General features: G+C 60.9%; 21 protein-coding genes and 6 tRNA genes. 8 read left to right on the top strand and 19 right to left on the bottom strand.

The features are described from left to right. Window position 1 precedes the first annotated feature (1 nt). Both KVQ82_RS08785 and KVQ82_RS08780 read left to right on the top strand, forming a co-directional pair. The gene (locus KVQ82_RS08785) at window positions 2-640 is read left to right on the top strand and encodes a LysE family translocator (protein WP_041069074.1); all 639 of its coding nucleotides are present in this window, start codon (window positions 2-4) and stop codon (window positions 638-640) included. 199 nt (window positions 641-839) lie between these two features. Continuing rightward, window positions 840-2579, top strand: coding sequence for a dipeptidase (locus KVQ82_RS08780; protein ID WP_222018633.1), 1740 nt, complete (start codon window positions 840-842; stop codon window positions 2577-2579). 131 nt (window positions 2580-2710) lie between these two features. On the opposite strand, the gene KVQ82_RS08775 is transcribed toward KVQ82_RS08780, so the two are convergent. The 6 genes from KVQ82_RS08775 to KVQ82_RS08750 form a co-directional block, all read right to left on the bottom strand. After that, window positions 2711-2786 (bottom strand) — tRNA-Gly (locus KVQ82_RS08775). A 2-nt stretch (window positions 2787-2788) separates the two neighbouring features. After that, window positions 2789-2864: transfer RNA gene (locus tag KVQ82_RS08770), tRNA-Glu, on the bottom strand. Window positions 2865-2919: 55 nt separating this feature from the next. Further along, window positions 2920-2995: transfer RNA gene (locus KVQ82_RS08765), tRNA-Gly, on the bottom strand. 3 nt (window positions 2996-2998) lie between these two features. After that, window positions 2999-3074 (bottom strand) — tRNA-Glu (locus KVQ82_RS08760). 104 nt (window positions 3075-3178) lie between these two features. Then, window positions 3179-3254: transfer RNA gene (locus tag KVQ82_RS08755), tRNA-Gly, on the bottom strand. A gap of 2 nt (window positions 3255-3256) precedes the next feature. Continuing rightward, window positions 3257-3332 (bottom strand) — tRNA-Glu (locus KVQ82_RS08750). A gap of 384 nt (window positions 3333-3716) precedes the next feature. Here KVQ82_RS08750 and KVQ82_RS08745 point away from each other — a divergent pair. Together KVQ82_RS08745 and KVQ82_RS08740 are read left to right on the top strand one after the other, a co-directional pair. Beyond that, window positions 3717-4475, top strand: a complete 759-nt coding sequence (locus KVQ82_RS08745) for a hypothetical protein (protein WP_174377049.1) — start codon at window positions 3717-3719, stop codon at window positions 4473-4475. Between the two features lie 41 nt (window positions 4476-4516). Continuing rightward, the gene (locus KVQ82_RS08740; RefSeq protein ID WP_222018632.1) at window positions 4517-4792 is read left to right on the top strand and encodes a hypothetical protein; all 276 of its coding nucleotides are present in this window, start codon (window positions 4517-4519) and stop codon (window positions 4790-4792) included. Between the two features lie 317 nt (window positions 4793-5109). On the opposite strand, the gene KVQ82_RS08735 is transcribed toward KVQ82_RS08740, so the two are convergent. The 3 genes from KVQ82_RS08735 to KVQ82_RS08725 form a co-directional block, all read right to left on the bottom strand. Beyond that, window positions 5110-7077, bottom strand: coding sequence for a methyl-accepting chemotaxis protein (locus KVQ82_RS08735; RefSeq protein ID WP_222018631.1), 1968 nt, complete (start codon window positions 7075-7077; stop codon window positions 5110-5112). A gap of 108 nt (window positions 7078-7185) precedes the next feature. After that, entirely contained in the window at window positions 7186-8538 is a 1353-nt protein-coding gene (locus KVQ82_RS08730) for a PLP-dependent aminotransferase family protein (protein WP_222018630.1), read from the bottom strand. Between the two features lie 193 nt (window positions 8539-8731). Then, a complete protein-coding gene (locus KVQ82_RS08725) occupies window positions 8732-9493 on the bottom strand; it encodes an SDR family oxidoreductase (protein ID WP_041073750.1) in 762 nt (253 codons plus the stop codon). Between the two features lie 237 nt (window positions 9494-9730). Between KVQ82_RS08725 and KVQ82_RS08720 the strand changes: the two genes are divergently transcribed. Beyond that, entirely contained in the window at window positions 9731-10735 is a 1005-nt protein-coding gene (locus tag KVQ82_RS08720) for an NADP-dependent oxidoreductase (RefSeq protein ID WP_086794196.1), read from the top strand. Between the two features lie 130 nt (window positions 10736-10865). On the opposite strand, the gene pyrF is transcribed toward KVQ82_RS08720, so the two are convergent. After that, complete coding sequence (gene pyrF / locus KVQ82_RS08715) at window positions 10866-11564, bottom strand: orotidine-5'-phosphate decarboxylase (protein WP_041073746.1); 699 nt, start codon at window positions 11562-11564, stop codon at window positions 10866-10868. Between the two features lie 295 nt (window positions 11565-11859). Here pyrF and KVQ82_RS08710 point away from each other — a divergent pair, with 295 nt between their 5' ends. The 3 genes from KVQ82_RS08710 (at window position 11860) to xopAW (ending at window position 14649) form a co-directional block, all read left to right on the top strand. Continuing rightward, a complete protein-coding gene (locus tag KVQ82_RS08710) occupies window positions 11860-12609 on the top strand; it encodes a response regulator (protein WP_041073744.1) in 750 nt (249 codons plus the stop codon). After that, window positions 12609-13658, top strand: a complete 1050-nt coding sequence (locus KVQ82_RS08705; RefSeq protein WP_108183506.1) for a HAMP domain-containing sensor histidine kinase — start codon at window positions 12609-12611, stop codon at window positions 13656-13658. The genes KVQ82_RS08710 and KVQ82_RS08705 overlap by 1 nt, the downstream gene beginning before the upstream one ends. A gap of 145 nt (window positions 13659-13803) precedes the next feature. Continuing rightward, entirely contained in the window at window positions 13804-14649 is an 846-nt protein-coding gene (gene xopAW / locus KVQ82_RS08700; RefSeq protein WP_222018629.1) for a XopAW family type III secretion system calcium-binding effector, read from the top strand. A 1484-nt stretch (window positions 14650-16133) separates the two neighbouring features. Here xopAW and KVQ82_RS08695 read toward each other — a convergent pair. The 9 genes from KVQ82_RS08695 to KVQ82_RS08655 all read right to left on the bottom strand — a co-directional run bounded on the left by KVQ82_RS08695 (window position 16134) and on the right by KVQ82_RS08655 (window position 24073). Continuing rightward, window positions 16134-17174, bottom strand: a complete 1041-nt coding sequence (locus KVQ82_RS08695; RefSeq protein WP_198758355.1) for an AI-2E family transporter — start codon at window positions 17172-17174, stop codon at window positions 16134-16136. A gap of 69 nt (window positions 17175-17243) precedes the next feature. Then, a complete protein-coding gene (locus KVQ82_RS08690; RefSeq protein WP_222018628.1) occupies window positions 17244-18050 on the bottom strand; it encodes a DUF4892 domain-containing protein in 807 nt (268 codons plus the stop codon). Window positions 18051-18165: 115 nt separating this feature from the next. Beyond that, window positions 18166-19020 (bottom strand): alpha/beta hydrolase, encoded by an 855-nt coding sequence (locus tag KVQ82_RS08685; protein ID WP_108183510.1) that lies wholly within the window; start codon window positions 19018-19020, stop codon window positions 18166-18168. Continuing rightward, window positions 19017-19823 carry an alpha/beta fold hydrolase gene (locus tag KVQ82_RS08680; RefSeq protein WP_222018627.1) on the bottom strand — a complete coding sequence of 269 codons (807 nt, stop codon included), beginning with the start codon at window positions 19821-19823 and terminating at the stop codon, window positions 19017-19019. Before KVQ82_RS08680 ends, KVQ82_RS08685 begins: the two co-directional genes overlap by 4 nt. A 118-nt stretch (window positions 19824-19941) precedes the next feature. Beyond that, window positions 19942-20385, bottom strand: coding sequence for a hotdog fold thioesterase (locus tag KVQ82_RS08675; RefSeq protein WP_222018626.1), 444 nt, complete (start codon window positions 20383-20385; stop codon window positions 19942-19944). Between the two features lie 31 nt (window positions 20386-20416). Beyond that, a complete protein-coding gene (locus KVQ82_RS08670) occupies window positions 20417-22072 on the bottom strand; it encodes an AMP-binding protein (RefSeq protein ID WP_222018625.1) in 1656 nt (551 codons plus the stop codon). 160 nt (window positions 22073-22232) lie between these two features. Next, window positions 22233-22685, bottom strand: coding sequence for a phosphohistidine phosphatase SixA (gene sixA, locus KVQ82_RS08665; RefSeq protein ID WP_222018624.1), 453 nt, complete (start codon window positions 22683-22685; stop codon window positions 22233-22235). Continuing rightward, complete coding sequence (locus KVQ82_RS08660; protein ID WP_007968953.1) at window positions 22682-23029, bottom strand: DUF4389 domain-containing protein; 348 nt, start codon at window positions 23027-23029, stop codon at window positions 22682-22684. Before KVQ82_RS08660 ends, sixA begins: the two co-directional genes overlap by 4 nt. Window positions 23030-23047: 18 nt before the next feature. After that, the gene (locus tag KVQ82_RS08655) at window positions 23048-24073 is read right to left on the bottom strand and encodes an NAD(P)H-dependent glycerol-3-phosphate dehydrogenase (protein ID WP_047295760.1); all 1026 of its coding nucleotides are present in this window, start codon (window positions 24071-24073) and stop codon (window positions 23048-23050) included. Between the last annotated feature and the right edge of the window lie 94 nt (window positions 24074-24167).

Here is a 24167-nt window from a genome sequence, read left to right as displayed (position 1 = left end):
GATGTTATCGAACTACCTGGGCGAGTTTCTGGCACTGGCCACCATTCACTTTCTGGCCGTGGTCGCTCCCGGCCCGGACTTCGCCGTGACCATCCGCCAGAGCGTACGCTTCGGCCGACTGGTGGGCATCTGCACCGCACTGGGCATCGGCGCCGGCATTTCCGTGCACGTTCTCTACACCTTGCTCGGCGTTGGCGCGCTCATGCACACCACGCCGTGGTTGCTGACCGTGGCCAAGGTGATCGGTGGCGCGTACATCTTTTACCTCGGCATCAGCCTGATTCGCAGTAAACCGAAGTCCACGCTCGAGGGTGAAAACAATACCGACGAGCCGCTGGTCGCGCAGTCACTGTTCAAGGCGTTCAGCACCGGTTTTCTGACCAATGCCACCAACCCCAAGGCCACGCTGTTTTTCCTGGCGATCTTCACCACGATCATCAGCGCCACTACCCCGCTGAACATCCAGGCGCTGTACGGGGTGTGGATGTGCTTCGTCAACGCGCTCTGGTTCGTGATCGTCGCACTGTTTTTTTCCAGCAGCCGGGTGCGGACCCTGTTCATGCGCATGGGCCATTGGTTCGAACGCAGCATGGGCGTGATCCTGATTCTGTTCGCCGGCAGGCTGGTGCTGTCGATGTAAACGCTGCGCCCAAAGACAAGGCCCGATCAGTTGCACACTGCTCGGGCCTTTTTCGTTTGTGCGCCGCCTTTGCATTTCTGTGCGACGGATCCCACTTCAGGGGCTCCCCTTCAACACCTTCGCGGTGTTAGTTTGGAAAAGATTTGTTTCAACTTTCAAACACTTCCCTTCAAATGCCTGCAAAGGAATGCCCACTGCAATGAATTTTTCCCTCAAGCGTCTGGCTGCCGCCAGCCTGATTCTGGCCAGTCTTTCGTCGTTCACCCTGCCGGCCCAGGCCAACATCAGCACCGAGCAAAGTGCTGCGATCCTCAAGGCCTTCAGCGATACGACGGTCAGCGATTTTCGTCAGTTTCTCGGTGCGGTAGCGAACAGCAATCCGGGCAAGACCGACAACCTCGCCCCGGCGATCAATGGTTTTCTCGACAACAAGACCCTGACCGCCGAGCAGCAGAACGAGATCAATCGCCTGCTGGGCATCTACACCCGCGCCAAGTACGGCAAAGCCGCCCTGGAAACGCTGCGCGAACTGGTGGAAATCCCGACCTTCCGCAAAGAAGGCGTGGCCCAGCACGACAATCCCGAGTTCATCAAGATCGCCGAAAAGATCAAAAACCTCGCCGAATCGTTCAACCTGAAATTCCGCAACGTCGACAACCGCGTCTATGAAATTTCCCTCGAGGGCAGCGGCGATGACGTCGTGGGCATTCACGCGCATGCCGACGTGGTACCGGTCACCCCGGAAAACTGGGTGCTGAAGGACGGCACCAAACTCGATCCATTCAAAGTGACGTTGATCGGCGACCGCATGTATGGCCGTGGCACCGAGGACGACAAGAACGGCATCGTCGTCGCCATGTACGCCATGAAAGTGATCAAGGAAGAAAAGCTGCCACTGGCACGCAACTTCAAACTGCTGGTGGACACCACTGAAGAAACCACGGGTGACGCGATCCCCTACTACTTCGAACACAACCCGACGCCGAACTACAACATGGCACTGGATGGCGGTTACCCGGTGGTCATCGCCGAGAAAGGCTACGGCACGGTCATGGCCAATTTCCCGCTGCGCAAGGCTGAAGGCAGTGGCGCCGAAATCACTTCGATGACCGGCGGCCTGGCGACCAACCAGATTCCGTCGGTTTCGGTCGCCACCCTCGTCACCGACAAGCCGGAGCAATTGGCGGCGAGCCTGCAGAAGGCCGGCAACGAGTACGCGAAAAAACACGGTGGCGACTTCAAAGTGGCGGCAAAAGTTGACGGCAAAGACGTCAAGCTGAGCGTCACCGGTGTGTCCGCGCACTCCTCCGAACCCGAGTCCGGCGTCAACCCGGTCGCGCGGATGCTCGACTTCATCAACGGTCTCGACGGCAAGGTGGCGCTCAAGCACAACCAGATCACCGACGCTGTACGCTATGCGTCCAACAACTGGGGCCTGGATTATCTGGGGAAAAAACTTGGCGTCGGCTTCTCCGATTCGTTCATGGGCCCGCTGACTGCTTCGCTGACCTACGTCGGTGTGGACGACAAGGCCTTCAAACTGGCTGTCAACTTGCGCGTGCCGAAGGGTAAATCGCCAGAAGTGCTGCAGAAGGAAATCGCTGACAAACTCGCCGCCTGGAGCAAGAAAACCCACGTTGCCGCGGACTTCACCTACTCGATCGACGAACCGATGTACCGCAACCCGGAAGGCGAATGGGTCAAAGCACTGTTGGCGGTGGCCACGGAGAACCTGGGCATGAAGCACGAGTTCGGCACCTCGGCCGGGGCGACCTCGGTGCATGACTTGCCGAACGGCGTGCAGTTCGGCCTGGCCCGTCCTGAAGTCAAATACACCGGCCATACTGACGGTGAGTTCAAGACGGTTGACCAGTTCCTGCTGGACCTGCAGATCGTCACTGAGATGATGGGCCGTGTCGGCCAACTGCCGAAGCTCTGATAAGACACGGGCCCGTGATTCAGCGGGCCTGACGTGAAAACAGAAAAGGACCCGAAGGTCCTTTTTTGTTGCGTGCAAAATGCTGCACAAACAAAAACGCCGATCATCACTGATCGGCGTTTTTGTGAAATTGGAGCGGGAAACGAGACTCGAACTCGCGACCCCGACCTTGGCAAGGTCGTGCTCTACCAACTGAGCTATTCCCGCAATGGCGTCCCCTAGGGGACTCGAACCCCTGTTACCGCCGTGAAAGGGCGGTGTCCTAGGCCACTAGACGAAGGGGACAGGCTACAACTTTCACTAATAAAAACGCCGCTCACTGAGCGGCGCTTTTAGAATTTGGAGCGGGAAACGAGACTCGAACTCGCGACCCCGACCTTGGCAAGGTCGTGCTCTACCAACTGAGCTATTCCCGCAAATGGCGTCCCCTAGGGGACTCGAACCCCTGTTACCGCCGTGAAAGGGCGGTGTCCTAGGCCACTAGACGAAGGGGACACGCTACCCGGAACACATGGTGTGTGTTTCGGTGTCCAGAGCCGTCTCCGAAGATCAGGTTCTGGTTTCACTCAGCCCTGCCCGAAAGCAGTGCTGTTTAAAATTGGAGCGGGAAACGAGACTCGAACTCGCGACCCCGACCTTGGCAAGGTCGTGCTCTACCAACTGAGCTATTCCCGCATTGGCGTCCCCTAGGGGACTCGAACCCCTGTTACCGCCGTGAAAGGGCGGTGTCCTAGGCCACTAGACGAAGGGGACACACTACAACATTCACTCCCTGCCGCGTTTCGCTGTGTGCTTTACGCTGCAAGTGGCGCGCATTCTATGGATGGTTTGAGAGGTCGTCAACCCCCGAATATAAATTTATTTAAATCAATGACTTCGACCTGCTTTACGAAAGCATTCGGGCTTTTCCGTCGCCCGACGATTGACGCCTATATTCCGCCACTCGCCAAGGCGTTATAGTCCGCAACACTATGATGGCAATCTGCGCACTCTGCGCCAGCATTCATATAAGCAGTGTGCAGCCGATATACACAGAAGCTGCTGAATCAACTCGTCGAGCGGCGCTGGGCGCCTGAATGTCCAGCCACTACACTCGCATGCGAACCCTATAAAGAGGTCTTACCGGTGACACCACTCATGATCACCCTGCTAGTCGTAGCCGGGATCGCAATTCTGATCGCCATTGGCTACATGAACCATGTGGTGGAAAACAACAAACTGGAGAAGGCCCGCACCAAAGTCGAACTCAACGACCGCCTGCGCCGCTGCGGCGAACTGACCGAAACCTTCCCCGGTCAGTTCATGACGCCGGCACTCAAGCTGCTGCTGACGCGTCTGGAACTGAACGTCTGCCAGCGTCTGCTGAACCTGGAAAAAACCAGCGCCACAATCAAGGCACGGATCACTGAACTCAGCGCACTGGTGGCTCAGGGCGAATCGATCCCGGTCAACAACCCGCCGGCACCGATCCTGACCGAAGCCAAAGCCAAGGACGTCCGCTTCCTGCTCGAAGCCCTCCACGGCCAGATCACCCGCGCCGCCCATGACGGCTTCCTGCCACCAAACGAAGCCAAACACTGGATCAAGGAAGTCCGCCACATCCTGGTCCTGCTGCACATCGAGTTCTTCAACAACCTCGGCCAACAATCCCTGCAACAAAACCAGCCAGGCCAGGCCCGCCTCGCCTTCGAACGCGGCGTGCAATACCTGCGCAAACAGCAAGACCCGCAGATGTACTCGGAACAACTGCAATACCTGGAAAAACTGCTGGCCCGCGCCAATGCCCAAGTCATGGACAAAATTGCACCGGTCGAAGGCGAAGTGAACCAGCTGACCGAAGGCCTCAAGGAAGTTGAAGCCGATGCGGACTGGAAGAAGAAAGTGATCTACGACTAAGTGTCGAGAGTTAAGAAAAGCCACCGAGAGGTGGCTTTTTTGTGGGGGGTAAGCTGGCTGCCATTGAAAACATTCAGTTAGAGATTGGTCGGCTGTCAGGCCGCCATCGCTGGCAAGCCAGCTCCCACAAGATCAAGATCAAGATCAAGATCAAGATCAAGATCAAGATCAAGATCAAGATCAAGATCAAGATCAAGATCAAGATCAAGATCAAGATCAAGATCAAGATCAAGATCAAGATCAAGATCAAGATCAAAAGATCGCAGCCTTCGGCAGCTCCTACACAGGATGAGCGCAAGCTCGGCTGCAGCTCTTGATCTTGCCGTGCCGGCCCCGTCGGCAGGCTGAGTGGAGGGATTTATCCGGGTGTGGGAGCGCAGCGACCGTTTGGCGCAGCCAAACACATCGAGAGGAGGTGCAGCGAAGCAAACCGGATGCGATGCGCCCGGATGAATCCCGCAACGAAGGAACCCGAGCCTAAGCGAGGGCCGAACGCTGGGGCCAAGCCTTTTGCTTACTTTTCGGCGTCTGGAAAAGTGAGCCGCTGTAAGAGCGGAACCATAAGAAGCCGTTACCGCAGCAACGGATATTCACACCCCCCCCCAAGAACCTGGTCGGCCCAGAGGCCGCCAAGTCAAAGCCGAAAATGCCCCACCATCCCCTTGAGCTCCCCCCCCAACCGCGCCAGCTCAACACTCGAAACCGCATTCCCCTGCATCGCCATCGAAGACTGATCCGCACTCGCACGAATACTCGTCACACTGCGATTAATCTCCTCGGCCACCGAACTCTGCTCCTCGGCCGCCGCCGCAATCTGCTGATTCATCTGCTGAATCAACGACACCGCCGCCGCAATACTCCCCAGCGCACTTTCAGTCTGCAGGGCATCACTGACCGCCAGCTTCACCAACTCGCCGCTGCTCTGAATTTGCTGCACGGAAGCATGCGCTGCCGAACGCAACGCGCTGACCAGCCGCTCGATCTCCTCCGTCGACTGCTGCGTACGTCGCGCCAACGCACGAACCTCATCGGCCACCACCGCAAAGCCCCTGCCCTGCTCCCCGGCCCGCGCCGCTTCGATCGCCGCGTTGAGCGCCAGCAGGTTGGTCTGCTCGGCGACGCTTTTGATCACATCCAGCACCGTACCGATGTTCTGGATCTGCGCACTGAGGCTTTCGATGCTCGAACTGGCCGACGTTGCCGAATCCGCCAGTTGCTCGATCCGCGCCATGCTCTGGCGCACCACCTGCTGTCCGCTCTCGACCTTGCCATCCGCGGTTTGCGCGGCCAGTGCCGCCTCCTCGGCATTACGCGCCACGTCATGCACGGTGGCGGTCATCTGGTTCATGGCCGTGGCCACCTGCTCGGTCTCTTCCTTCTGGCTGTTGACCTCGAGGTTGGTCTGCTCGGTGACCGCCGACAGCGATTGCGCGGAACTGGCCAACTGCTCGATGCCCGCCTGCAATCCGCTGACAATCGTGCTCAACCCGGCCCCCATCTGCTGCATCGCCAGCATCAACTGGCCGATTTCATCACGCCGGGTAACCTCGACTTTTGCGCTCAAATCCCCGGCCGCAATCTGTTGTGCAACGCGCATCACTGCGCGCAGCGGCGCGACGATCAACCGGGTAATGACCCACGCGGCAATCAGCCCCACCAATAAGGCCAACGCCGAAGAACCGAGGATCAGCACCGAGTTTTTCTTCAATTCCACCTGCATCGCGCCGTCTTCGGCCACATAGGCCTGGTCGACACGCGACATCACTTGCGCCGCGCGCTGGTGCAACTGTTCATAGACGGTTTTTTCCTGGGCCAGCAGACCGGTGTACTCGGCCAGTTTGTCGTTGAAACCGGCGATGTGCCCGGACACTTCGTTGAGCACCGTCAAATAGCCCTCATCCTTGACCGTGGTCTTCAACTGCTCGGCCTGAGCCTGGGCCTGGGCCGCCTGTTCAATGCTGCCCTTGTCGGCACTGTCGGCATCGCCCTTGCGGCTCTGATCCAGACGAATCCGTGCCTCGTTCATCGCTTGCAGCATCAACCGCGACACCTGACTGACCTGACTGGCCTGTTCGATGAACTGCGCACCATCCTTGCCTTCGCTGTCCTTTAACGTGTACGCGCCATCATCGGCCAGCCCGGCTTGCAGTACGTCCAGGTTATTGGCCACACTGGACACCGACCAACTGGCCATTTCCAGCGCCAGATCCTTGGCCTGGGTCAGTGAAACGAACTCGTCAAACGCCTTGCGATAGTCGCCCAAGGCTTGCTCGACATCGCTCATCACCGCCCCGTTCGCCGGCGTCTGCGCCTTGAGTTGCGCGGCCTGGGTCAACAGACCGTCGACGCCCTCGTGCACGGCATCAACCGTTTTCGGGTTGCTGTGCAGCGCATAGTCCTGCTCCAGCAACCGCACCTTGAGCAAGGCACTGTTGAGCGACGACATTTGCTTCAAGCCGTCGAAGCGCTGGCTGATGGTCTGCAGGGACCAGACTCCAATGGCAGCCACCAGCGCAGTCAACAGCAGCACCAGTACGAACCCGAGACCCAGTTTCTTTGCCATACCGAGGTTGGCAAAACGTCCTTGCACGGCCGAAATCATTGCGCGTAGTCCCCTGCCAAAGTCTGTTGCCGAAGATTCGCAACGGTCATGGAGCAGCACAAGTCTCTGGCGTCGGAATAATGGCAAAAAGCTACGCACGCGTCGTTTTCAGAACGCTTGAGGTCGATTCACGCCGGTACTGCGAAAAAACTGCCGGGCCCGTGGATCACAGGCATAGGCCACATTGATTCGCTGCCACTCACTGATCTCGCCGCTCGGACTGAAAGCCCCCGCAGGACTGAGACTGACACCACTGCACTGCGCATGCCTGTGCAAGCGGTCCGGATCCCTCAGCGGGGAGCGGGCCCAGATGAACAGGCCGCCACACGGCTTGCCGAAAACCTCCCAGCCTGCGTCCTCCAATGCCTGCAATGCGGCGACGCGGTCGGTATTCAGGCGTTGACGCTGGCGCTGGACCATTTTTCGATAGGCGCCACTGGCCAGCAGGCTCGCCAGCACCGCTTCATTGAAACTCGAAGCTCCCATGCTGCTGATCATCTTGACCCGGGCCAGACGCGCGATCAGTTCTGGCCCGGCGTACACAAACCCGACGCGCAACGAGCTGCTCAGCGTCTTGGAAAAACTGCCGACATAAATCACCCGTTCATCAAGCGCCGCCAGGCGTACACCGTTGCCATTGTGCAGATCGGCGTAGACATCGTCTTCGATCAGTTGCACATCGTGCGCGTTGCACAATCGCAGGATCTGCTGTGCCACACACGGACTCAGGCAGGAGCCGGTGGGATTGTGGTGATGGCTGTTGACGAACATGGCGACGGGCCGGCACTGGCGCAACAGTGCCTCCAGCGCCTGAGGGTCTGGCCCGCTTGGCGTACGCCGAACTTCCAGCAGCTGCGCGCCACGCAGGCGCAACAGCTCGAACAGCGGCGCATAGCCCGGGGTTTCGACAACAACGCAGTCCCCGGCCTTAACCAGCGTGCGCACGAGCAGATCCAGCGCCTGGCTGGCACCGGAGGTCGTCAGCACCTGTTCCGCCGGGGCCTGGATGTCGATCAGCCTGAGACGCCTGACGATCTGCGCACGCAGCGCCGCAAACCCCAGCGGGGTGCTGTAATTGAACAGACTCGCCATGTCGGTTCGCGCCACCTGACGGATTGCATAGCTGAGGTCATCGGACTCGCGCCAGCTTTGCGGCAAACCGCCCTCGCCGAGTTTCAAACTGCTCTCGGCCCGCCCGTATTCAAGCCCGAGCAAAGCGCGGCTGTGCGCGGCGACCATGAATCCCGCACCCTGCCGCGGGGCCAGGATACCTTGCGCCACCAGCCGCTCGCAGGCCTCGGCCACACACGACTGGCTGAGCAGATTGGAGCGTGCTATCTGTCTGACGGAGGGCAGTCGCGTGCTCGGCGCCACACCCGTTCGCGAGATCCACTCGGTCATTCCATCAACAATCTGCTGTACGACCGGCACCATTGCCTGTCGGTCAATTCTCAATTCCATGAGCACGCAAACTCCTGTCCGTTTTGCTGGCAGCAGTAAATCACAGCCGCGTCGTTCAGGCTGTGCGACAACGCCGTCAAAAGCAGCCGTTCTAACCGTTTGATACACATTGTTTAGCGGTTTAACGGAACGGATCGCCAGCCATGAAAAAACCCGCACGATGGCGGGTTTCTTCATGGCTGACAGAACCGTTTCAGAAAGCAGTGACGCCGCCATCCACCGCCAGGGAGTGACCGGTGGTGAACGCCGCGCCATCACTGCACAGATACAGCACGGCACTGGCGATTTCCTCGACCTTGCCGATACGCCCCACCGGGTGCATCGCATTGGCGAACTCGCCTTTTTTTGGATCGGCCTCGTAGGCCCGGCGGAACATGTCAGTGTCGATCACCGCCGGGCACACAGCGTTGACGCGGATTTTTTTCTTCGCGTATTCGATCGCCGCCGATTTGGTCAGGCCAATCACCGCGTGTTTGGACGCCGCATAGATGCTCATCTTCGGTGCCGCGCCAAGCCCTGCCACCGAAGCAGTGTTGACGATCGCCCCGCCGCCCTGGGCCAGCAGCAACGGCAACTGGTACTTCATGCACAGCCAGACGCCCTTGACGTTGACGCCCATGATCGCGTCGAACTCGTCCATCGAGCCGTCTGCCAACTTGCCTTGTTCGATTTCGATCCCGGCATTGTTGAAGGCATAGTCGAGACGTCCGTAAGTATTGATCACCTCGTCCATCAGATTCTTCACTTCGCTTTCAACGGTAACGTTGCAGCGCACGAAGGTTGCTTCACCACCGGCTGTACGAATCAGCGCCACCGTACCCTCGCCCCCTGCCGCGTCCAGATCGGCCACCACCACTTTCAGGCCTTCGGCGGCGAACGCCTGGGCGGTCGCGCGGCCAATGCCATTGGCCGCGCCAGTGACTACGGCAACCTGACCGGAAAACGTCATGCTCATTGTTATGTCCTCGGAGGAGAGATGCAGGAGGGTTTGCAGACTCGCAGCATAGCCATCACGGCCCGCCCCGCATCAGCACTATCAGAAGGCTGTTTATGCCTTCATGCGTCGCAGTGATAAAACCCGCCGGGCGACTATCACTGCACTGGATCATTGTGCATTCGCCGCATCAGCTCACCTTGCAGCATTGGCCTTGAGGGTCTATCAACAAGGCTTCATTCAGTTCGAGTGCCTGCCATGACCAGCCAGACCAATCGCCAATTCCTGCTCGCCAAACGCCCAGTGGGTGCTGCCACCCGCGAGACCTTCACTTATCAGGAAGTCCCGGTCGGCGAACCTGCGGCAGGGCAGATTCTGGTCAAGAACGAATATCTGTCCCTCGACCCGGCCATGCGTGGCTGGATGAACGAGGGCAAGTCCTACATCCCGCCGGTGGAAATCGGTGAAGTGATGCGCGCTCTGGGCGTCGGCAAAGTCATCGCTTCGAACAACCCGGGCTTTGCCGTCGGCGACTACGTCAACGGCGCCGTCGGTGTGCAGGATTACTTCCTTGGCGAGCCCAGAGGTTTCTACAAGGTCGATCCGAAACTGGCGCCGCTGCCGGTGTATTTGTCTGCACTGGGCATGACCGGCATGACCGCTTACTTCGCGTTGCTCGACGTCGGCGCACCAAAAGCTGGTGACACCGTGGTGCTGTCCGGGGCTGCGGGCGCGGTAGGCAGCATTGCCGGGCAAATCGCCAAGATCAAGGGTTGCCGGGTGGTGGGCATCGCCGGCGGGGCCGACAAGTGCAAGTACCTGATCGATGAACTGGGCTTCGACGGCGCCATCGATTACAAGCACGAAGACGTGCTGGCCGGGCTCAAGCGCGAGTGCCCGAAAGGCGTGAATGTGTATTTCGATAACGTCGGCGGCGAGATCCTCGACGCCGTGCTCAGTCGTCTGGCGCCAAAAGCCCGGGTGGTGATTTGCGGCGCCATCAGCCAGTACAACAATAAGGAAGCGGTCAAAGGCCCGGCCAACTACCTGTCATTGCTGGTCAACCGCGCACGCATGGAGGGCTTTGTGGTGATGGACTACGCCGCGCAATACGCCAGTGCAGCGCAGGAAATGGCCGGCTGGATGGCCAAGGGACAACTCAAAAGCAAGGAAGACATCGTCGAAGGTCTGCAGACCTTTCCGGAGACACTGATGAAATTGTTCAGCGGGGAGAACTTCGGCAAGTTGGTGCTGAAAATCTAAACAAAAGATCGCAGCCTCTGTAGGAGCTGCCGAAGGCTGCGATCTTTTGATCTTGCCTTTAAAAAGCAAAATCAACAGATCGCAGCCTTCGGCAGCTCCTACAGGTAATCCTAATACCTGCGGAAACTGATCAGGCCAGTTCGGCCACGACCGACGCCAGGGCCTTGGCTGGATCCGCCGCCTGGCTGATCGGACGGCCGATCACCAGGTAATCGGAACCGGCATCCAGTGCCTGACGTGGGGTCAGGATACGGCGCTGATCGTCCTGCGCACTGCCCGCCGGGCGAATCCCCGGGGTCACCAGTTGCAGCGACGGGTGCGCCGACTTCAGTGCGGTGGCTTCCAGCGCCGAGCACACCAGACCGTCCATTCCGGCCTTCTCGGCCAGCGCGGCCAGACGCAGCACCTGCTCCTGCGGCTCGATGTCCAGACCGATGCCGGCCAGATCCTCGCGCTCCATGCTGGTCAGCACGGTCACGCCGATCAGCAGCGGTTGCGGGCCGCTGCGCTTGGAGAGCTCTTCACGGCAGGCCGCCATCATGCGCAGGCCACCGGAGCAATGCACGTTGACCATCCACACGCCCATCTCGGCAGCGGCTTTCACGGCCATCGCGGTGGTGTTGGGAATATCGTGGAATTTCAGGTCGAGGAACACCTCGAAGCCTTTGTCACGCAGGGTGCCGACGATTTCCGAGGCACAACTGGTGAACAGTTCCTTGCCCACTTTGACCCGGCACAGTTTCGGGTCCAACTGGTCGGCCAGCTTCAGTGCGGCGTCACGGGTGGGGAAATCCAGGGCGACGATGATAGGAGTCTGGCAGGCGGACATGGATGGGCTCTCAGGCAAGTCGAAATCGGCGCGCATTGTAGCGGAAGCGGCGACGGCGCGGCACCCGATGATCGGTAAATCGTCGCCGCAACCGTGATCAGCATAGCGCTCGCGGCTATTGTGTCGAACCCGATACACAACCGACACGCCGCCAACAAGCGCCCGCGCTAGCCTCGCCAGCCGCAACACGTCCTTACATCAGCACTTCCCGCCTCACGGCAGGACGCCTATGCTGAAACCACCACCTCGCAGCCCATCTTTGTGGTTGGCGGCCTACTGGCAGATGAACAGCCCCATGCACAACACCCAAACGACCGTGACTGATGAGCAGAAAGACGACAAGCGCTGGAGCATCCGCGCGCTGATCGTCGATGACGATGTGCCGATCCGCGAGCTGATGATCGACTACCTCGCGCGCTTCAACATCCACGCCAGCGGCGTCACCGACGGCGCAGCCATGCGCCAGGCGATGCAGGCCGAACATTTCGACGTGGTGGTGCTCGACCTGATGCTGCCCGGCGAAGACGGCCTGTCGCTGTGCCGCTGGCTGCGTGCCGAATCGGACATCCCGATCCTCATGCTCACCGCCCGCTGCGAACCCACCGACCGCATCATCGGTCTGGAACTGGGCGCCGACGACTACATGGCCAAACCGTTCGAGCCACGGGAACTGGTGGCGCGGATCCAGACCATCCTGCGCCGGGTGCGCGATGACCGCACCGAACAGCGGGCCAACATCCGCTTCGACAACTGGCGCCTGAACAGCGTGCTGCGTCAGCTGATTGCCGACGATGGTCTGGTGGTGCCGCTGTCCAATGCCGAATTCCGCTTGCTTTGGGTGTTCATTGAACGCCCGCGCCGGGTACTCAGCCGCGAACAACTGCTGGATGCCGCCCGTGGCCGTTCGATCGAAGCGTTCGACCGCAGCATCGATTTGCTGGTGTCGCGCCTGCGACAAAAACTCGGCGACGACCCGAAAGCCCCGCAGTTGATCAAGACCGTGCGCGGCGAAGGTTACCTGTTCGACGCGCGGGATATCGGCTGATGCGAGGGCGCTTCGACACGCTGTTCGGCCGCCTGTTTGGCATGCTGTTCGTGGCGATCGTCCTGGCGCATCTGCTGGCCTTTGCCTGGTTTCACCACTACGGCCCGCCCCCACCGCCGCCCCCGCCGGAATTTGCCGAGGGCGTCGACGGCCAACGGCCGCCGCCGGATCCGCGTTTCGCCCATCGCCCGCCACGTCCGTGGTTCGGCGGGCCGCTGGTGCCGCTGACGTTCCAGTTCATCTCGCTGATGATTGCTGCGTGGTACGGCGCCAAACTGCTCAGCCGACCGATCCAGCGCCTGAGCGACGCCGCCGAGCGTCTGAGCGAAAACCTCGACAGCCCACCGCTGGACGAGTCCGGCCCGCGTGAGGCACGGCAAGCGGCGCACACCTTCAATCTGATGCAACAACGCATCCGCGAACAGGTGCAACAACGAGCACGCATGCTCGGCGCCGTCTCCCACGACCTGCGCACCCCGCTGTCGCGACTGAAACTGCGACTGGAACAGATCGACGACGAAAAACTGCAAGGCCAGATGCGCCAGGACCTCAACGACATGATCGGCATGCTCGACGCCACCCTCACCTACCTGCACGAACAGCGCACCAGCGAAGCCCTGCAGTTGATGGATGTGCAGGCGCTGGTCGAATCGTTGTGCGAGAACGCTCAGGATCAAGGCGCAGACGTTGAAGTCAGCGGCCATTGCGCACCGCTGCAGGTGCAACCGATGGCGCTACGCTCGTGCATCAATAACCTGATGGACAATGCCCTGCGCTACGCCGGGCAGGCGCGCATCGAACTGCAGGATCAACGCGAACAACTGCTGATCCGCGTGATTGACCACGGCCCGGGCATAGCCGAAGACCAACGCGAGGCGGTGTTCGAACCGTTCTATCGCCTGGAAGGCTCCCGCAACCGCAACTCCGGCGGCGTCGGCCTGGGCATGACCATTGCCCGTGAAGCGGCGCAGCGTTTGGGCGGGCAGTTGAACCTGGAAGAAACTCCCGGCGGCGGCCTGACCGCAATCATCCGCCTGCCGCGCGCCTGAGAAGAACACCTGTCCTCCTGTGGGTTTCTGGTGTTTCCGCGACTGTGTACCACCCGGTACAAAATCCAAATACCCAGGACAACTAGCTCCTTGAGTCTGTACCAGCCGGTACACCGACCGGCTTTACAGTCCAAGGAGTGAGCCCATGATCGGTAGCGTCAGCAACTACACGAGCTATACCAGCACCAGCAGCACCCAGAACGCCCGCAGCCAGCAACTGCAAAAGCAACTGTTCGCCAAACTCGACAGCAACGGCGACGGCGCGGTGGACCAGGACGAACTGAAAAGCGCCCTGTTGCAGAAGTCCGACGACGGTTTGCTGGTCAACCTGAGCAAGCAATTCGGCGACCTGGACAGCGACGCCAGCGGCAGCCTCAGCGCCGAAGAAATGACCGCCATGGCGCCCCCTCCGCCGCCCAACGACCAGGCCCCGAACACCGACCTCGCCGACGCCCTGATCAGCGCCCTCGACACCGATGGCGACGGCGCCATCAGCAGCGACGAACTGAGCAACGGCCTCACCAGCGCCGGCAGCAGCGCCGACAGCAACCAGATCTTCTCCGCGCTGGACAAGAACAAGGACGGCACCGTCAGCCAGGACGAACTCACCACCAGCCTCACCCCGCCACCACCGCCACCGCAGCAAACTTCCAGTGATGAACTGTTCAGCCAACTGGATGCCGATGGTGACGGCAGCATCAGCGCCACCGAACTGAGCAGCGCGCTACAGACCCGCGACAACACCTCAACGAACAGCACCGACACCAGCGCCGCACTGCTCAAAGCGCTGGACAGCGACAGCAGCGGCGACGTGAGCAGCGACGAACTGAAAGCGGCGCTACAGGCAGGTCGGGAACGCCCGCCTGAAGAAAGGACCGCCAGCAACCAGACCACCAGCGAAGCGCTGAACCGGATGATTGCCAACTTGAGCAAACAGTACTCGCTGGACAATGCTGCGCCGGTGGGCAAGTACCTGAATGTGGCGACTTGAGTTGATGTAGTGATGAGTGATCGTTTCCATGCAGTGGTGTGGGAACGGTCATTTGAGTACAGCGAGAAGAGAGTGTTGCCTGAGAGGGCCTCATCGCCAGCAGGCTGGCTCCTACAGTGAGAATGGGTGTGATCAGTTAGAGATTGGTCGGCTGTCAGTCCGCCTTCGCGAGCAAGCTCGCTCCCACAGTGGGAATGGGTGCGGTCTGTTGGAAATTGGTCGGCTGTCAGGCCGCCATCGCTGGCAAGCCAGCTCCCACAGGTGGATTGGGTGGGTTCAGTTAGAGATAGGTCGGATGTCAGGCCGCCTTCGCTGGCAAGCCAGCTCCCACAGTGGGGATGGGTGCGGTCTGTTGGAGATTGGTCGGCTGTCTGGCCGCCTTCGCTGGCAAGCCAGCTCCCACAGATGGATTGGGTGTGATCAGTAAGAGATTGGTCGGCTGTCTGGCCGCCTTCGCTGGCAAGCCAGCTCCCACAGATGGATTGGGTGGGTTCAGTTGGAGATAGGTCGGCTGTCTGGCCGCCTTCGCTGGCAAGCCAGCTCCCACAGGTGGATTGGGTGTGATCAGTAAGAGATTGGTCGGCTGTCTGGCCGCCTTCGCTGGCAAGCCAGCTCCCACAGGTGGATTGGGTGGGTTCAGTTGGAGATTGGTCGGCTGTCTGGCCGCCTTCGCTGGCAAGCCAGCTCCCACAGATGGATTGGGTGTGATCAGTAAGAGATTGGTCGGCTGTCTGGCCGCCTTCGCTGGCAAGCCAGCTCCCACAGGTGGATTGGGTGGGTTCAGTTGGAGATTGCTCTGCTGTCCGGCCGCCTTCGCGAGCAAGCTCGCTCCCACAGTGGAAATGAGTGTATTCAGTTGGAAATTGGTCGGCTGTCAGGCCGCCTTCGCTGGCAAGCCAGCTCCCACAGTGGGGATGGGTGCGGTCTGTTGGAGATTGGTCGGCTGTCAGGCCGCCTTCGTGAGCAGGCTCGCTCCCACAGGTGGAATGGGTGTGTTCAGTTGGAAATTGGTCGGCCCATAGGCCGCCTTCGCTGGCAGGCTGGCCCCCACAAAAAAGCAAAGCAGTCCAGGCAGACCGCATGCTTTTCACCACTCAACAGGATGAGCGTTAGCTCGACTGCAGCTCTTGATCTTGCCGTGCCGGCCCCATCGGCAGGCTGAGTGGAGGGGTTTATCCGGGGGTGGGAGCGCAGCGACCGTTCGACGCAGTCGAACACATCGAGAGGAGGTGCAGCGAAGCAAACCGGAGGCGATGCCCCCGGATGAACCCCGCAACGAAGGTACCCGAGCCACGGCGAGGGCCGTACGCCGGGGCCAAGACCTTTGGTTACTTTGGGCTGGGCCGGCACTCCGGCGTTTGCCAAAGTGACTCGCCGTAAGGGCGAAACCGCCAGCCGCAACACCCGAAGCAACGGATAAACACCCAAAACCCCAAGAACCTGGTCGGCCCAGAGGCCGCCAAGTCAAACCAACCCAGCCAAATCTAAACCCGAGCCTGACTCTTACTCCAATCCGTCAACAAACTATAAGCCACCGCCAACAACGTAGGCCCGATAAACAGCCCGATAAACCCAAACGCAATCAACCCGCCAAATACCCCAAGCAACACAATCACCAACGGCAGATTCCCGCCCCGGCTGATCAGATAAGGCTTCAACACGTTATCCACGCCACTGATGATGAACGTCCCCCAGATCCCGAGAAACACCGCCATCCCGTATTCACCTTTCCAGGCCAGCCAGGCCGTGGCCGGAATCCACACCAACGGTGGCCCCATCGGAATCAGGCTCAACAGGAACGTCACGATCCCCAGCACCAGCGCCCCCGGGACCCCGGCAATCAGGAACCCGATCAACGCCAGAATCGCCTGCGCCGCTGCCGTACCGATCACCCCGTTGACCACCCGCTGCACAGTGCCGGCCACCAGCTCGATGTAATACCCGGCACGCTCGCCAATCAGCCGCTCCAGCAGACCGTGCACAAACGCCGCCAGTCGCGGCCCGTCGCGATAGAAAAAGAACACGAAGACAATGCTCAGGGTCAGCTCGAGGATCCCGCCGCCGATCTGCGCACTGCGCGCGAGCAACCAGTTGCCGACCTGCCCCAGATACGGCTTGATCGACACCATCAGCGCTGCGCCCTGCTGATCGATGCTGTTCCAGACCCCGACCAGCCGCTCGCCGACCAGCGGCACGCTGCCAAGCCAGGTCGGTGCTTCCGGCAGGCCGTCGACCTGTACATCCTTGATGAACGCCGTGGCATCGCGCACGTGATCGGCCAGGTTGAACCCCAGCCACACCAGTGGCGCCGCCACCAGCAGCATCCAGCCGAGGGTCAAAATAGCCGCAGCGAGCGATTCGCGGCCATTGAGCCAACGGGTCAACAGACGCATCAGCGGCCAACTGGCGAACGCCAGCACCGCCCCCCAGAACAGCGCCGACCAGAACGGCGCCATCACCCATAGGCTGGCACCAAACAGCACCAGCAGGAGGATCTGCACCAACAGCCGATCATTATTGAGCATATAAAGTCTCGAAGAAGTCAGTCGGTCAAAGCGTAGGCGAACACGCCCCGCGTGCACGTACGATGTAGCTTATCGCAACAGATCAATGCGCAGGCCAGCGCCGTCGGCGCTCCCCGCCTCCATCCGCGCCGCGCGCACGCCCTGACCGATCAATGCCTGACGCCAGGCCTCGGCCTTCGGCCCGGCGATCGTCACGCGCTGGGTGGTGTCGAGGTTCAAGCCACGGGAAATCAGTCGTAGCCAGGTGTCATCCGGGTCTCCGGTCAGCTTGGGAAAGTCCAGTTCGCCGGTGCTTTTGAGCTGTCGCAACAGCGTGGCCGAGGTCGGCAGCAACTCGCCCAACGGCGCGCTCGCTTCGAACTGTTCGACATGCAGGTAGGCTTTGCGATTGCCACGGGTGATGCTGTAGAGCGCCACCAAGGTGTTGTCCTTCGGTGCGGCCAGACGCAACAGCAGATAGGCCTGTTGCTCGTCGGCACCGTACAGCTTGGCATTGCCGAACACTTCATTGGCCCACAGGCTGCTTTCGCCACAGTCGCGGGCCTGGCACCAGAACAGCAACTCGGCGTCCTGCTTTTGCAGGGCTTCGCGAGCAGCAGTGAAGGCTTCGGTGGCGGAGTGCTCCGGGGGCAATTCGTAGGTGACCGAAGTGGTCTGGCCGCGCGCGGTGACCTGGCCGTCGAAGCGCAACTGGCCGCTGATCTTGCGGATCGAGCCCAGCGGATAGATCCGCTCGAGCTCCACCGGAGGGCGATAGTCGACAATCTGCGCATCGGCCAGGCGCGGCACGATCTGCAGGTCATGGCTGCCTGGCACATCGGCAGCGAAGAGAACGGGACTGAAACAGCACAGCGCCAACAGACTGAGTGACCGCATTGTCAGGCTCATCGGATCGGCATGGCTTGGCGGGTCGGGGTCGCAGCGGTATAGAAATCCATCGTGTTTGTCTCCCATTTCAACCCGCCCAGCCTCGACAGTTGCCCGGTGCAAGTCAAGGAATGGCGAAGAAGCGATTGAAACAGTCTGCGACAAGGTCGGCACCGGACTCATCGTTCAGGTGCAAATGATGCCCGCCCGCCAGCTGTTCCTGGCTAAAGGGTAGACGCTCCAGCAACTCAGGATGTCTGGCCAGCATGCCGTCGGCGGCTACCACCAGTTGCGCCGGACAGGTAATGCGCTGGACGAACGCCATCGCCTGCTCCTGCGTCAGGCGCAGCGGTGATGGCAGGGTCAGGCGATTGTCGGTGCGCCAGGTATAACCGCCGGGCACTGGCATCAGGCCGCGTTGCGCCAGCAGCTCGGCGGCTTCGCGACTGACCGCCACCAAGCCCTTCATCCGGGCTTCGATGGCACGATCGAGGGTGTTGTAGACCGGTTTGCGCTTCTCGCGCAGATCCAGCTGCGCCTGCAAGGCCATGCCCATACGCTCGGCAGCGTTTTCGCCTTTGTCTGTAGGCGGAATCACCCCGTCGATCAACGCCAGGTGGCTGATACGCTCCGGCAACGAACCGGCCAGCACCAGCGAAACAATAGCGCCCATCGAATGCCCGAGCAGGCCAAAGCGTTTCCAGCCCAATTGCTCGGCGACCTGCAGCACATCATGGGCGTAGTCCCACAGCGCATAACCGGCGCCGTTCGGGCGATGCCCGGAATGCCCATGCCCGGCCATGTCCAGGGCAATGATGCGCAGGCCTTTGAGCCTCGGCGCCAGGCGCGCGAAGCTGTTGGCGTTGTCGAGCCAGCCATGCAGGGCGATCACTGGCAGACCGTCCTCGGGGCCGAACAAGTGCGCCGCCAGTTCGATATGCGGCAGGCTCAGGCGCACTTCTTCGAAGGTCGGGCTCATGCGCAGTCCTTCTGCTGGCGGCGCTCCCAACGCGTAAACAGCTCCTTGAGCAGGCGCGCGGTGTCTTGCGGACGTTCGAGCGGGAACATGTGCCCGCCGGGCATGCTCAGGGCTTCACCCTGGGGCAGGCGCCCGACGAACCGCGTGTGATGACGCATGACCACCCGGCTCTTGTGCCCGCGCACCACGGCCAGCGGCACTTTCAGCTGACGAGTGCGACCGGGACTGGTGTGCGGCACGCCGCGATAGATGCTGATTTCAGTGGCCGGATCAAAGCGCAGACGCAGCTTGTCGCCGACCGTATGCAATCCGTGCTGCAGGTAGGCATCGAAGCATTCCGGATCGAAACCGCGAAACAGGGTCTTGCCGGCAAAGTAGCTGCGCGCCGTGTCGATGTCGGCGAACTCTTCGCGCCGCCCCAACGTACGTCCGGCCGGGGTCAGTTTGTCGATGAAGCCGAAGCGCTTGGCCGCGCGGATCACCCACTGGTCTGTGCGAGTCAGCACCGGCGAGTCGAGCATGACCACGCCGCGATACAGCTCAGGGCAACGCAACGCCGCGTGCAGGTGCAACACGCCGCCAAAGGAATGGCCGACGCCCCACACCGGTTGATCCTGTTGCTGCAAATGGTGGATCAGCTCGTCGACCAGGTTGTACCAGTTGTCGTCCGCCGGGAAACGCGGGTCATGGGCATGCTGCTCCAGATGCGCAACCCGGTACTCGGGCGCCAGCGCCGCGAACAACTTGCCGTAGGTGCCCGAGGGAAACCCGTTGGCGTGGGCGAAAAAGATCGGTTGCGACATGCAGGTTTATCCATGAGCGGAAACATGCCGCTGATTGTCCGCAAGAGCGCGGCCCTGAGCAATGACCGTAACTGCCAGGAATGATGACAGTCCGGTCATGGCGATGGCGCATCGGACCTCAACGCGCCGGCGGTTGCTCACCCAATGGCACCACTGCCATGGTCAAACGAGACACACAACTGGCCTTGCCTTCATCGCTGGTCAGGCGGATGTCCCAGACATGCGTGGTGCGGCCGATGTGAATCGGTTTGGCCACTGCGCTCACCCGACCGCTGCGCAAACCGCGCAAATGGTTGGCGTTGATCTCCAGCCCCACGCAATAGAATTTGCTGGCGTCGATGCACAGGTAACTGGCCATGGAACCGACGGTTTCCGCCAGCACCACCGAAGCGCCGCCGTGCAGCAGGCCATAAGGCTGATGGGTGCGGTGGTCGATGACCATGCTCGCCGTCAACGACGCTTCGTCGAAGGACTCAAAGCGGATATCCAGCACTTCGCCGATAGTGTTTTTCTGGATTGCGTTCAACTGCTCGATGTTCGGAGTGGTGCGCCACAAGGTCATCGCAGGCTTCCTTTGTTGTTTTGATCGTCACTCAATCCTGCCACAGCACCGCCTCGCTGCGCGCGCTCCATTCTTCAAACCGCGCACCGTAAGTGTCTTCGATGACGTTGCGCTTGATCTTCAAGGTCGGCGTGAGAAAGCCGTTTTCCACCGCCCAGCTGTCCTTGACCACCACCAGTCGGCGCAGGCGCTCGTGCTTGTCGAGCACGGCGTTGACCTCTTCGAGCAGCTTCTCCAGGCTCGAATGCAGACTCGCCCGCGCCTCCTCCTGATTGACGTTCGACAGCACGCACAAGCCCAGCGGCGCACTCAGGCCATCGCCAACCACGCAGACCTGTTCGATCCGCGAATGCACCGCCAGCCGGTTTTCAATCGGCGCCGGGGCCACGTATTTGCCTTTGCTGGTCTTGAAGATTTCCTTGAGCCGGCCGGTCAGGCGCAAGCGCCCCTCGGCATCCTGCTCGCCCTTGTCGCCGGTACGCAGGAAGCCGTCTTCGGTGAGGGTCTCGGCGGTTTTCTGCGGCTCCTTGAAATAGCCAAGCATGTTCGCCTGACTGCGCACCTGTACCTCACCGGACTCGTCGATCCGCACCTCGACCTCCGGGCACGGCTTGCCGATCCAGCCTTGCTTGTACTGACCCGGCAGGCAGATGTGCGAATAGCCGCAACTCTCGGTCATGCCATAGACCTCCAGCACATCGAGGCCAAGTTTCCGATACCAGCTGAGCAGGGTCTGCGGTACTGGTGCCGCACCGGACAGGGCAACGCGCAAGGCATCAAGGCCCAACCCGGCCAACACCTTGTGCCCGATCCGCTTGCCAATGAATGGCAGGCCAAGCAGGAAATCCAGGCGTTTGGCCGGGATCTTGCCGTAGACGCCCATCTGGAATTTGGTCCAGATGCGCGGCACGCCGAACATCGCCGTGGGCCGCGCCCGCTGCAGATCGGTGATGAAGGTGTCGAGGCTTTCGGCAAAGAACACGGTTTGCCCGGTATAGATCGCGGCCAGTTCAACGAACATTCGTTCGGCGACATGGCACAGCGGCAGGTACGACAGCAGGCGGTCTTGCTCGTTGAGCCCGAACAGTTGCGTGCCGCGAGTCGTGGCAAAGCCCAGATTGGCAAAACTGTGCATCACGCCTTTGGGCAACCCGGTGGTGCCGGAGGTGTAGATGATGGTCGCCAGTTGTTCGGCCGCCGGGCGTGGATCGTCCTGGATCGGCGAGCTCCTTTGCAGGTCATCCCAACTGAAATCGAACTCGCCGGGCGGATGCAGCGGCAGACTGATGGTTGGCAAATCCGCCGGCACACCGACCGACATGCCCGGCCAGTCATCGAGCTTGCCGATGATCGCCAGCACGCTTTCCGAATGTGTCAGGACCTGATTCACCGAGTCTGCCGTGAGGTTGGGATACAGCGGCACCGAGACGTGTCCGGCCATCCAGATCGCCAGATCGGCAATGATCCAGTGCGCGCAGTTTTTCGAGATCAGCGCGATATGGCTGCCTTGCGGCAATTCCCGTGCGCGCAGCCAGTGCGCGGCGCAACGGGCCTGATGGCCGACATCGGCCCAGGTCAGCGTCTCGACCTGCCCGCCGCCGATGGGCTGCACCAGAAAACGCTGGCGCGGGTGCCGGGCCTCACGCTCGTAGAACATGTCCAGCGGTAAACGGAAGGCGGCAGACATGCGACTCGCTCCTGTTTTTTGGGTCTGGAGCAAGCGTAGTCAACCAAGCAAGTGCTTGGTTGGATTTTTTACCAAAAGAAACAAGATCAAAAGATCGCAGCCTGCGGCAGCTCCTACACGGATCAATGTAGGAGCTGCCGCAGGCTGCGATCTTTTGCTGTTAAGGGTGTTTGAGGCTGTTGAGGGTCATCGAGCCAATCAACAACTCAGGACTTTCCAATTCGGCCAGGCCAGCGGTGCTGACCTTCTCCGGCGGATAACCGGCGCCGTGCTGCAGATAGCTGAGCAGATTGCCCACCAGCGGGTTATGGCTGACCAGCAGCACATTGCTCACCGACACCAGCTGATCGGTGACCTTGTCCGGATCGGTTTCCGGCGTCAGCCATTCGACGGTGCGGATCTCCGGCTCGAACCCCAGAGCCTCGCGAACGATCTGCGCAGTCTGTTGTGCGCGCAGATAAGGGCTGGCGTAAATCGCCGTCAGTGGCTGACCGATCAATCGGGCAGCGCTGCTCAAGACCTCTTGGCGACCGTGCGCGGTCAGTTCCCGCTCGGAGTCGGGGCACGAGCCATAAGGCACGGCCTCACCGTGACGCAATACCCAGAGTTTCATAGCTTGGGTTCCTCATCGCGGGCCGGATGCGGGGCTGGCGGCACGGCGTGCGGCGCCTCGCCTTCCGGGGCACGCGGGGTCGGCCAGTCGGCGAACGGCCAGGGTTTCTGGTCGCTGTGAAAGCTGCCGAAGCGACCGATCTGCGCGAGGAACTGGCTCAGGCTGTCGCCGAAATTCATCAGGCTGGCGCTCGGCGCGCCGTAAATCAAACGATAGATCAGTTGCACCAGCACCACCGCGCCGAGGATGAACTGCGCCACTTGCCAGACCAGCACGTAGACGATCATCCACAACACCCGCAGGAGGATGGATTCGTACTTGGCTTCGGTTTTCGGATCGTTCATGGCTCGCTTCCTGTTGAATCAGTTGAAACCGCTGGTGGAAATAAAGTCGACGTCGGTTTTCGGCTCGGCCCGCATCAGTAGACCGATCACCTGCTCCAGCGTGCGTCCTTCAAACAGGATCGCATGCAGCCCGGCGACCAGCGGCATGTACACGCCAACCTCCTGGGACTTGGCCTTGAGCACTTTCAGGGTGTTGACCCCTTCAGCGACTTCGCCCAGGCGCGACACGGCTTCATCAAGGCTCAAGCCCTGACCGAGGGCAAACCCGACCTGATAGTTGCGGCTCTTGGGTGACGAGCAGGTCACGATCAAGTCACCGACCCCGGCCAGACCGAGGAAGGTCATCGGGTTGGCGCCCTGGTTCACCGCGAACCGGGTCATCTCGGCCAGGGCGCGAGTGATCAGCATGCTCTTGGTGTTCTCGCCCATCTCCAGCGCCACCGCCATGCCGGCAATGATCGCGTAGACGTTTTTCAACGCGCCGCCCAGTTCGACACCGAAACGGTCAGCACTGGCGTAAACGCGGAAGGTGCGACCATGCAACGCAGCCTGTACCGCTTTGCAGAGTTCTTCGTCTTCGCTGGCAACAACCGTGGCGGTCAGCGCGTGCTCGGCGATCTCCCGCGCCAGGTTCGGCCCGGACAGCACGCCGATGCGCGCCTGCGGGGCGATTTCTTCGAGGATCTGGCTCATCAGTTTGAAGGTGTGGGCTTCGATGCCCTTGGTCAGGCTGACCAGCATCTTGCCACTCAGGCGCTCGGCATGAGCGGCCAGCACCGTGCGCAGGGCGCTCGACGGCAGCGCGACGAAGCACAGCTCGCAGGCGTCGAGGGTGGCCTGCAGGTCCGTGACCGCAGTCACCCCCGGCAGGATCTTGATGCCTTTGAGGTAACGCGGGTTCTCGCGATTGACCCGGATGGCCTCGGCCTGCTCGGGGTCGCGCATCCACTGCAGGACTTGATGGCCGTTCTCGGCCAAAAGATTGGCCACGGCGGTACCAAAACTTCCGCCTCCCAGGACCGCAATCGGGCGCTGTTCAGTCATATGCAATCCGTTAATCCATACCAGTGGCGATGCCGGCATTATACGGGGCGACCGGAGCGCGGCCAGCCCCTGCGTCAATTACCGACACTTGTAG

This window comes from Pseudomonas sp. AO-1 (assembly GCF_019775695.1).
Lineage (GTDB): Bacteria > Pseudomonadota > Gammaproteobacteria > Pseudomonadales > Pseudomonadaceae > Aquipseudomonas > Aquipseudomonas parakoreensis.
This window is presented reverse-complemented; position numbering and strand designations above follow the sequence as displayed.

Excerpts from the sequence above, each read along its gene's own strand:
- KVQ82_RS08695 (WP_198758355.1), bottom strand. The coding sequence starts at position 17,174 with ATGCTCAATAATGATCGGCTGTTGGTGCAGATCCTCCTGCTGGTGCTG.
- KVQ82_RS08780 (WP_222018633.1), top strand. The coding sequence starts at position 840 with ATGAATTTTTCCCTCAAGCGTCTGGCTGCCGCCAGCCTGATTCTGGCC.
- KVQ82_RS08730 (WP_222018630.1), bottom strand. The coding sequence starts at position 8,538 with ATGGAATTGAGAATTGACCGACAGGCAATGGTGCCGGTCGTACAGCAG.
- KVQ82_RS08785 (WP_041069074.1), top strand. The coding sequence starts at position 2 with ATGTTATCGAACTACCTGGGCGAGTTTCTGGCACTGGCCACCATTCAC.
- xopAW (WP_222018629.1), top strand. The coding sequence starts at position 13,804 with ATGATCGGTAGCGTCAGCAACTACACGAGCTATACCAGCACCAGCAGC.
- KVQ82_RS08660 (WP_007968953.1), bottom strand. The coding sequence starts at position 23,029 with ATGAACGATCCGAAAACCGAAGCCAAGTACGAATCCATCCTCCTGCGG.
- KVQ82_RS08670 (WP_222018625.1), bottom strand. The coding sequence starts at position 22,072 with ATGTCTGCCGCCTTCCGTTTACCGCTGGACATGTTCTACGAGCGTGAG.
- KVQ82_RS08710 (WP_041073744.1), top strand. The coding sequence starts at position 11,860 with ATGCACAACACCCAAACGACCGTGACTGATGAGCAGAAAGACGACAAG.
- KVQ82_RS08705 (WP_108183506.1), top strand. The coding sequence starts at position 12,609 with ATGCGAGGGCGCTTCGACACGCTGTTCGGCCGCCTGTTTGGCATGCTG.
- KVQ82_RS08690 (WP_222018628.1), bottom strand. The coding sequence starts at position 18,050 with ATGCGGTCACTCAGTCTGTTGGCGCTGTGCTGTTTCAGTCCCGTTCTC.
- KVQ82_RS08675 (WP_222018626.1), bottom strand. The coding sequence starts at position 20,385 with ATGACCTTGTGGCGCACCACTCCGAACATCGAGCAGTTGAACGCAATC.
- pyrF (WP_041073746.1), bottom strand. The coding sequence starts at position 11,564 with ATGTCCGCCTGCCAGACTCCTATCATCGTCGCCCTGGATTTCCCCACC.
- KVQ82_RS08655 (WP_047295760.1), bottom strand. The coding sequence starts at position 24,073 with ATGACTGAACAGCGCCCGATTGCGGTCCTGGGAGGCGGAAGTTTTGGT.
- KVQ82_RS08745 (WP_174377049.1), top strand. The coding sequence starts at position 3,717 with ATGATCACCCTGCTAGTCGTAGCCGGGATCGCAATTCTGATCGCCATT.
- KVQ82_RS08685 (WP_108183510.1), bottom strand. The coding sequence starts at position 19,020 with ATGAGCCCGACCTTCGAAGAAGTGCGCCTGAGCCTGCCGCATATCGAA.
- sixA (WP_222018624.1), bottom strand. The coding sequence starts at position 22,685 with ATGAAACTCTGGGTATTGCGTCACGGTGAGGCCGTGCCTTATGGCTCG.
- KVQ82_RS08680 (WP_222018627.1), bottom strand. The coding sequence starts at position 19,823 with ATGTCGCAACCGATCTTTTTCGCCCACGCCAACGGGTTTCCCTCGGGC.
- KVQ82_RS08725 (WP_041073750.1), bottom strand. The coding sequence starts at position 9,493 with ATGAGCATGACGTTTTCCGGTCAGGTTGCCGTAGTCACTGGCGCGGCC.
- KVQ82_RS08720 (WP_086794196.1), top strand. The coding sequence starts at position 9,731 with ATGACCAGCCAGACCAATCGCCAATTCCTGCTCGCCAAACGCCCAGTG.
- KVQ82_RS08735 (WP_222018631.1), bottom strand. The coding sequence starts at position 7,077 with ATGATTTCGGCCGTGCAAGGACGTTTTGCCAACCTCGGTATGGCAAAG.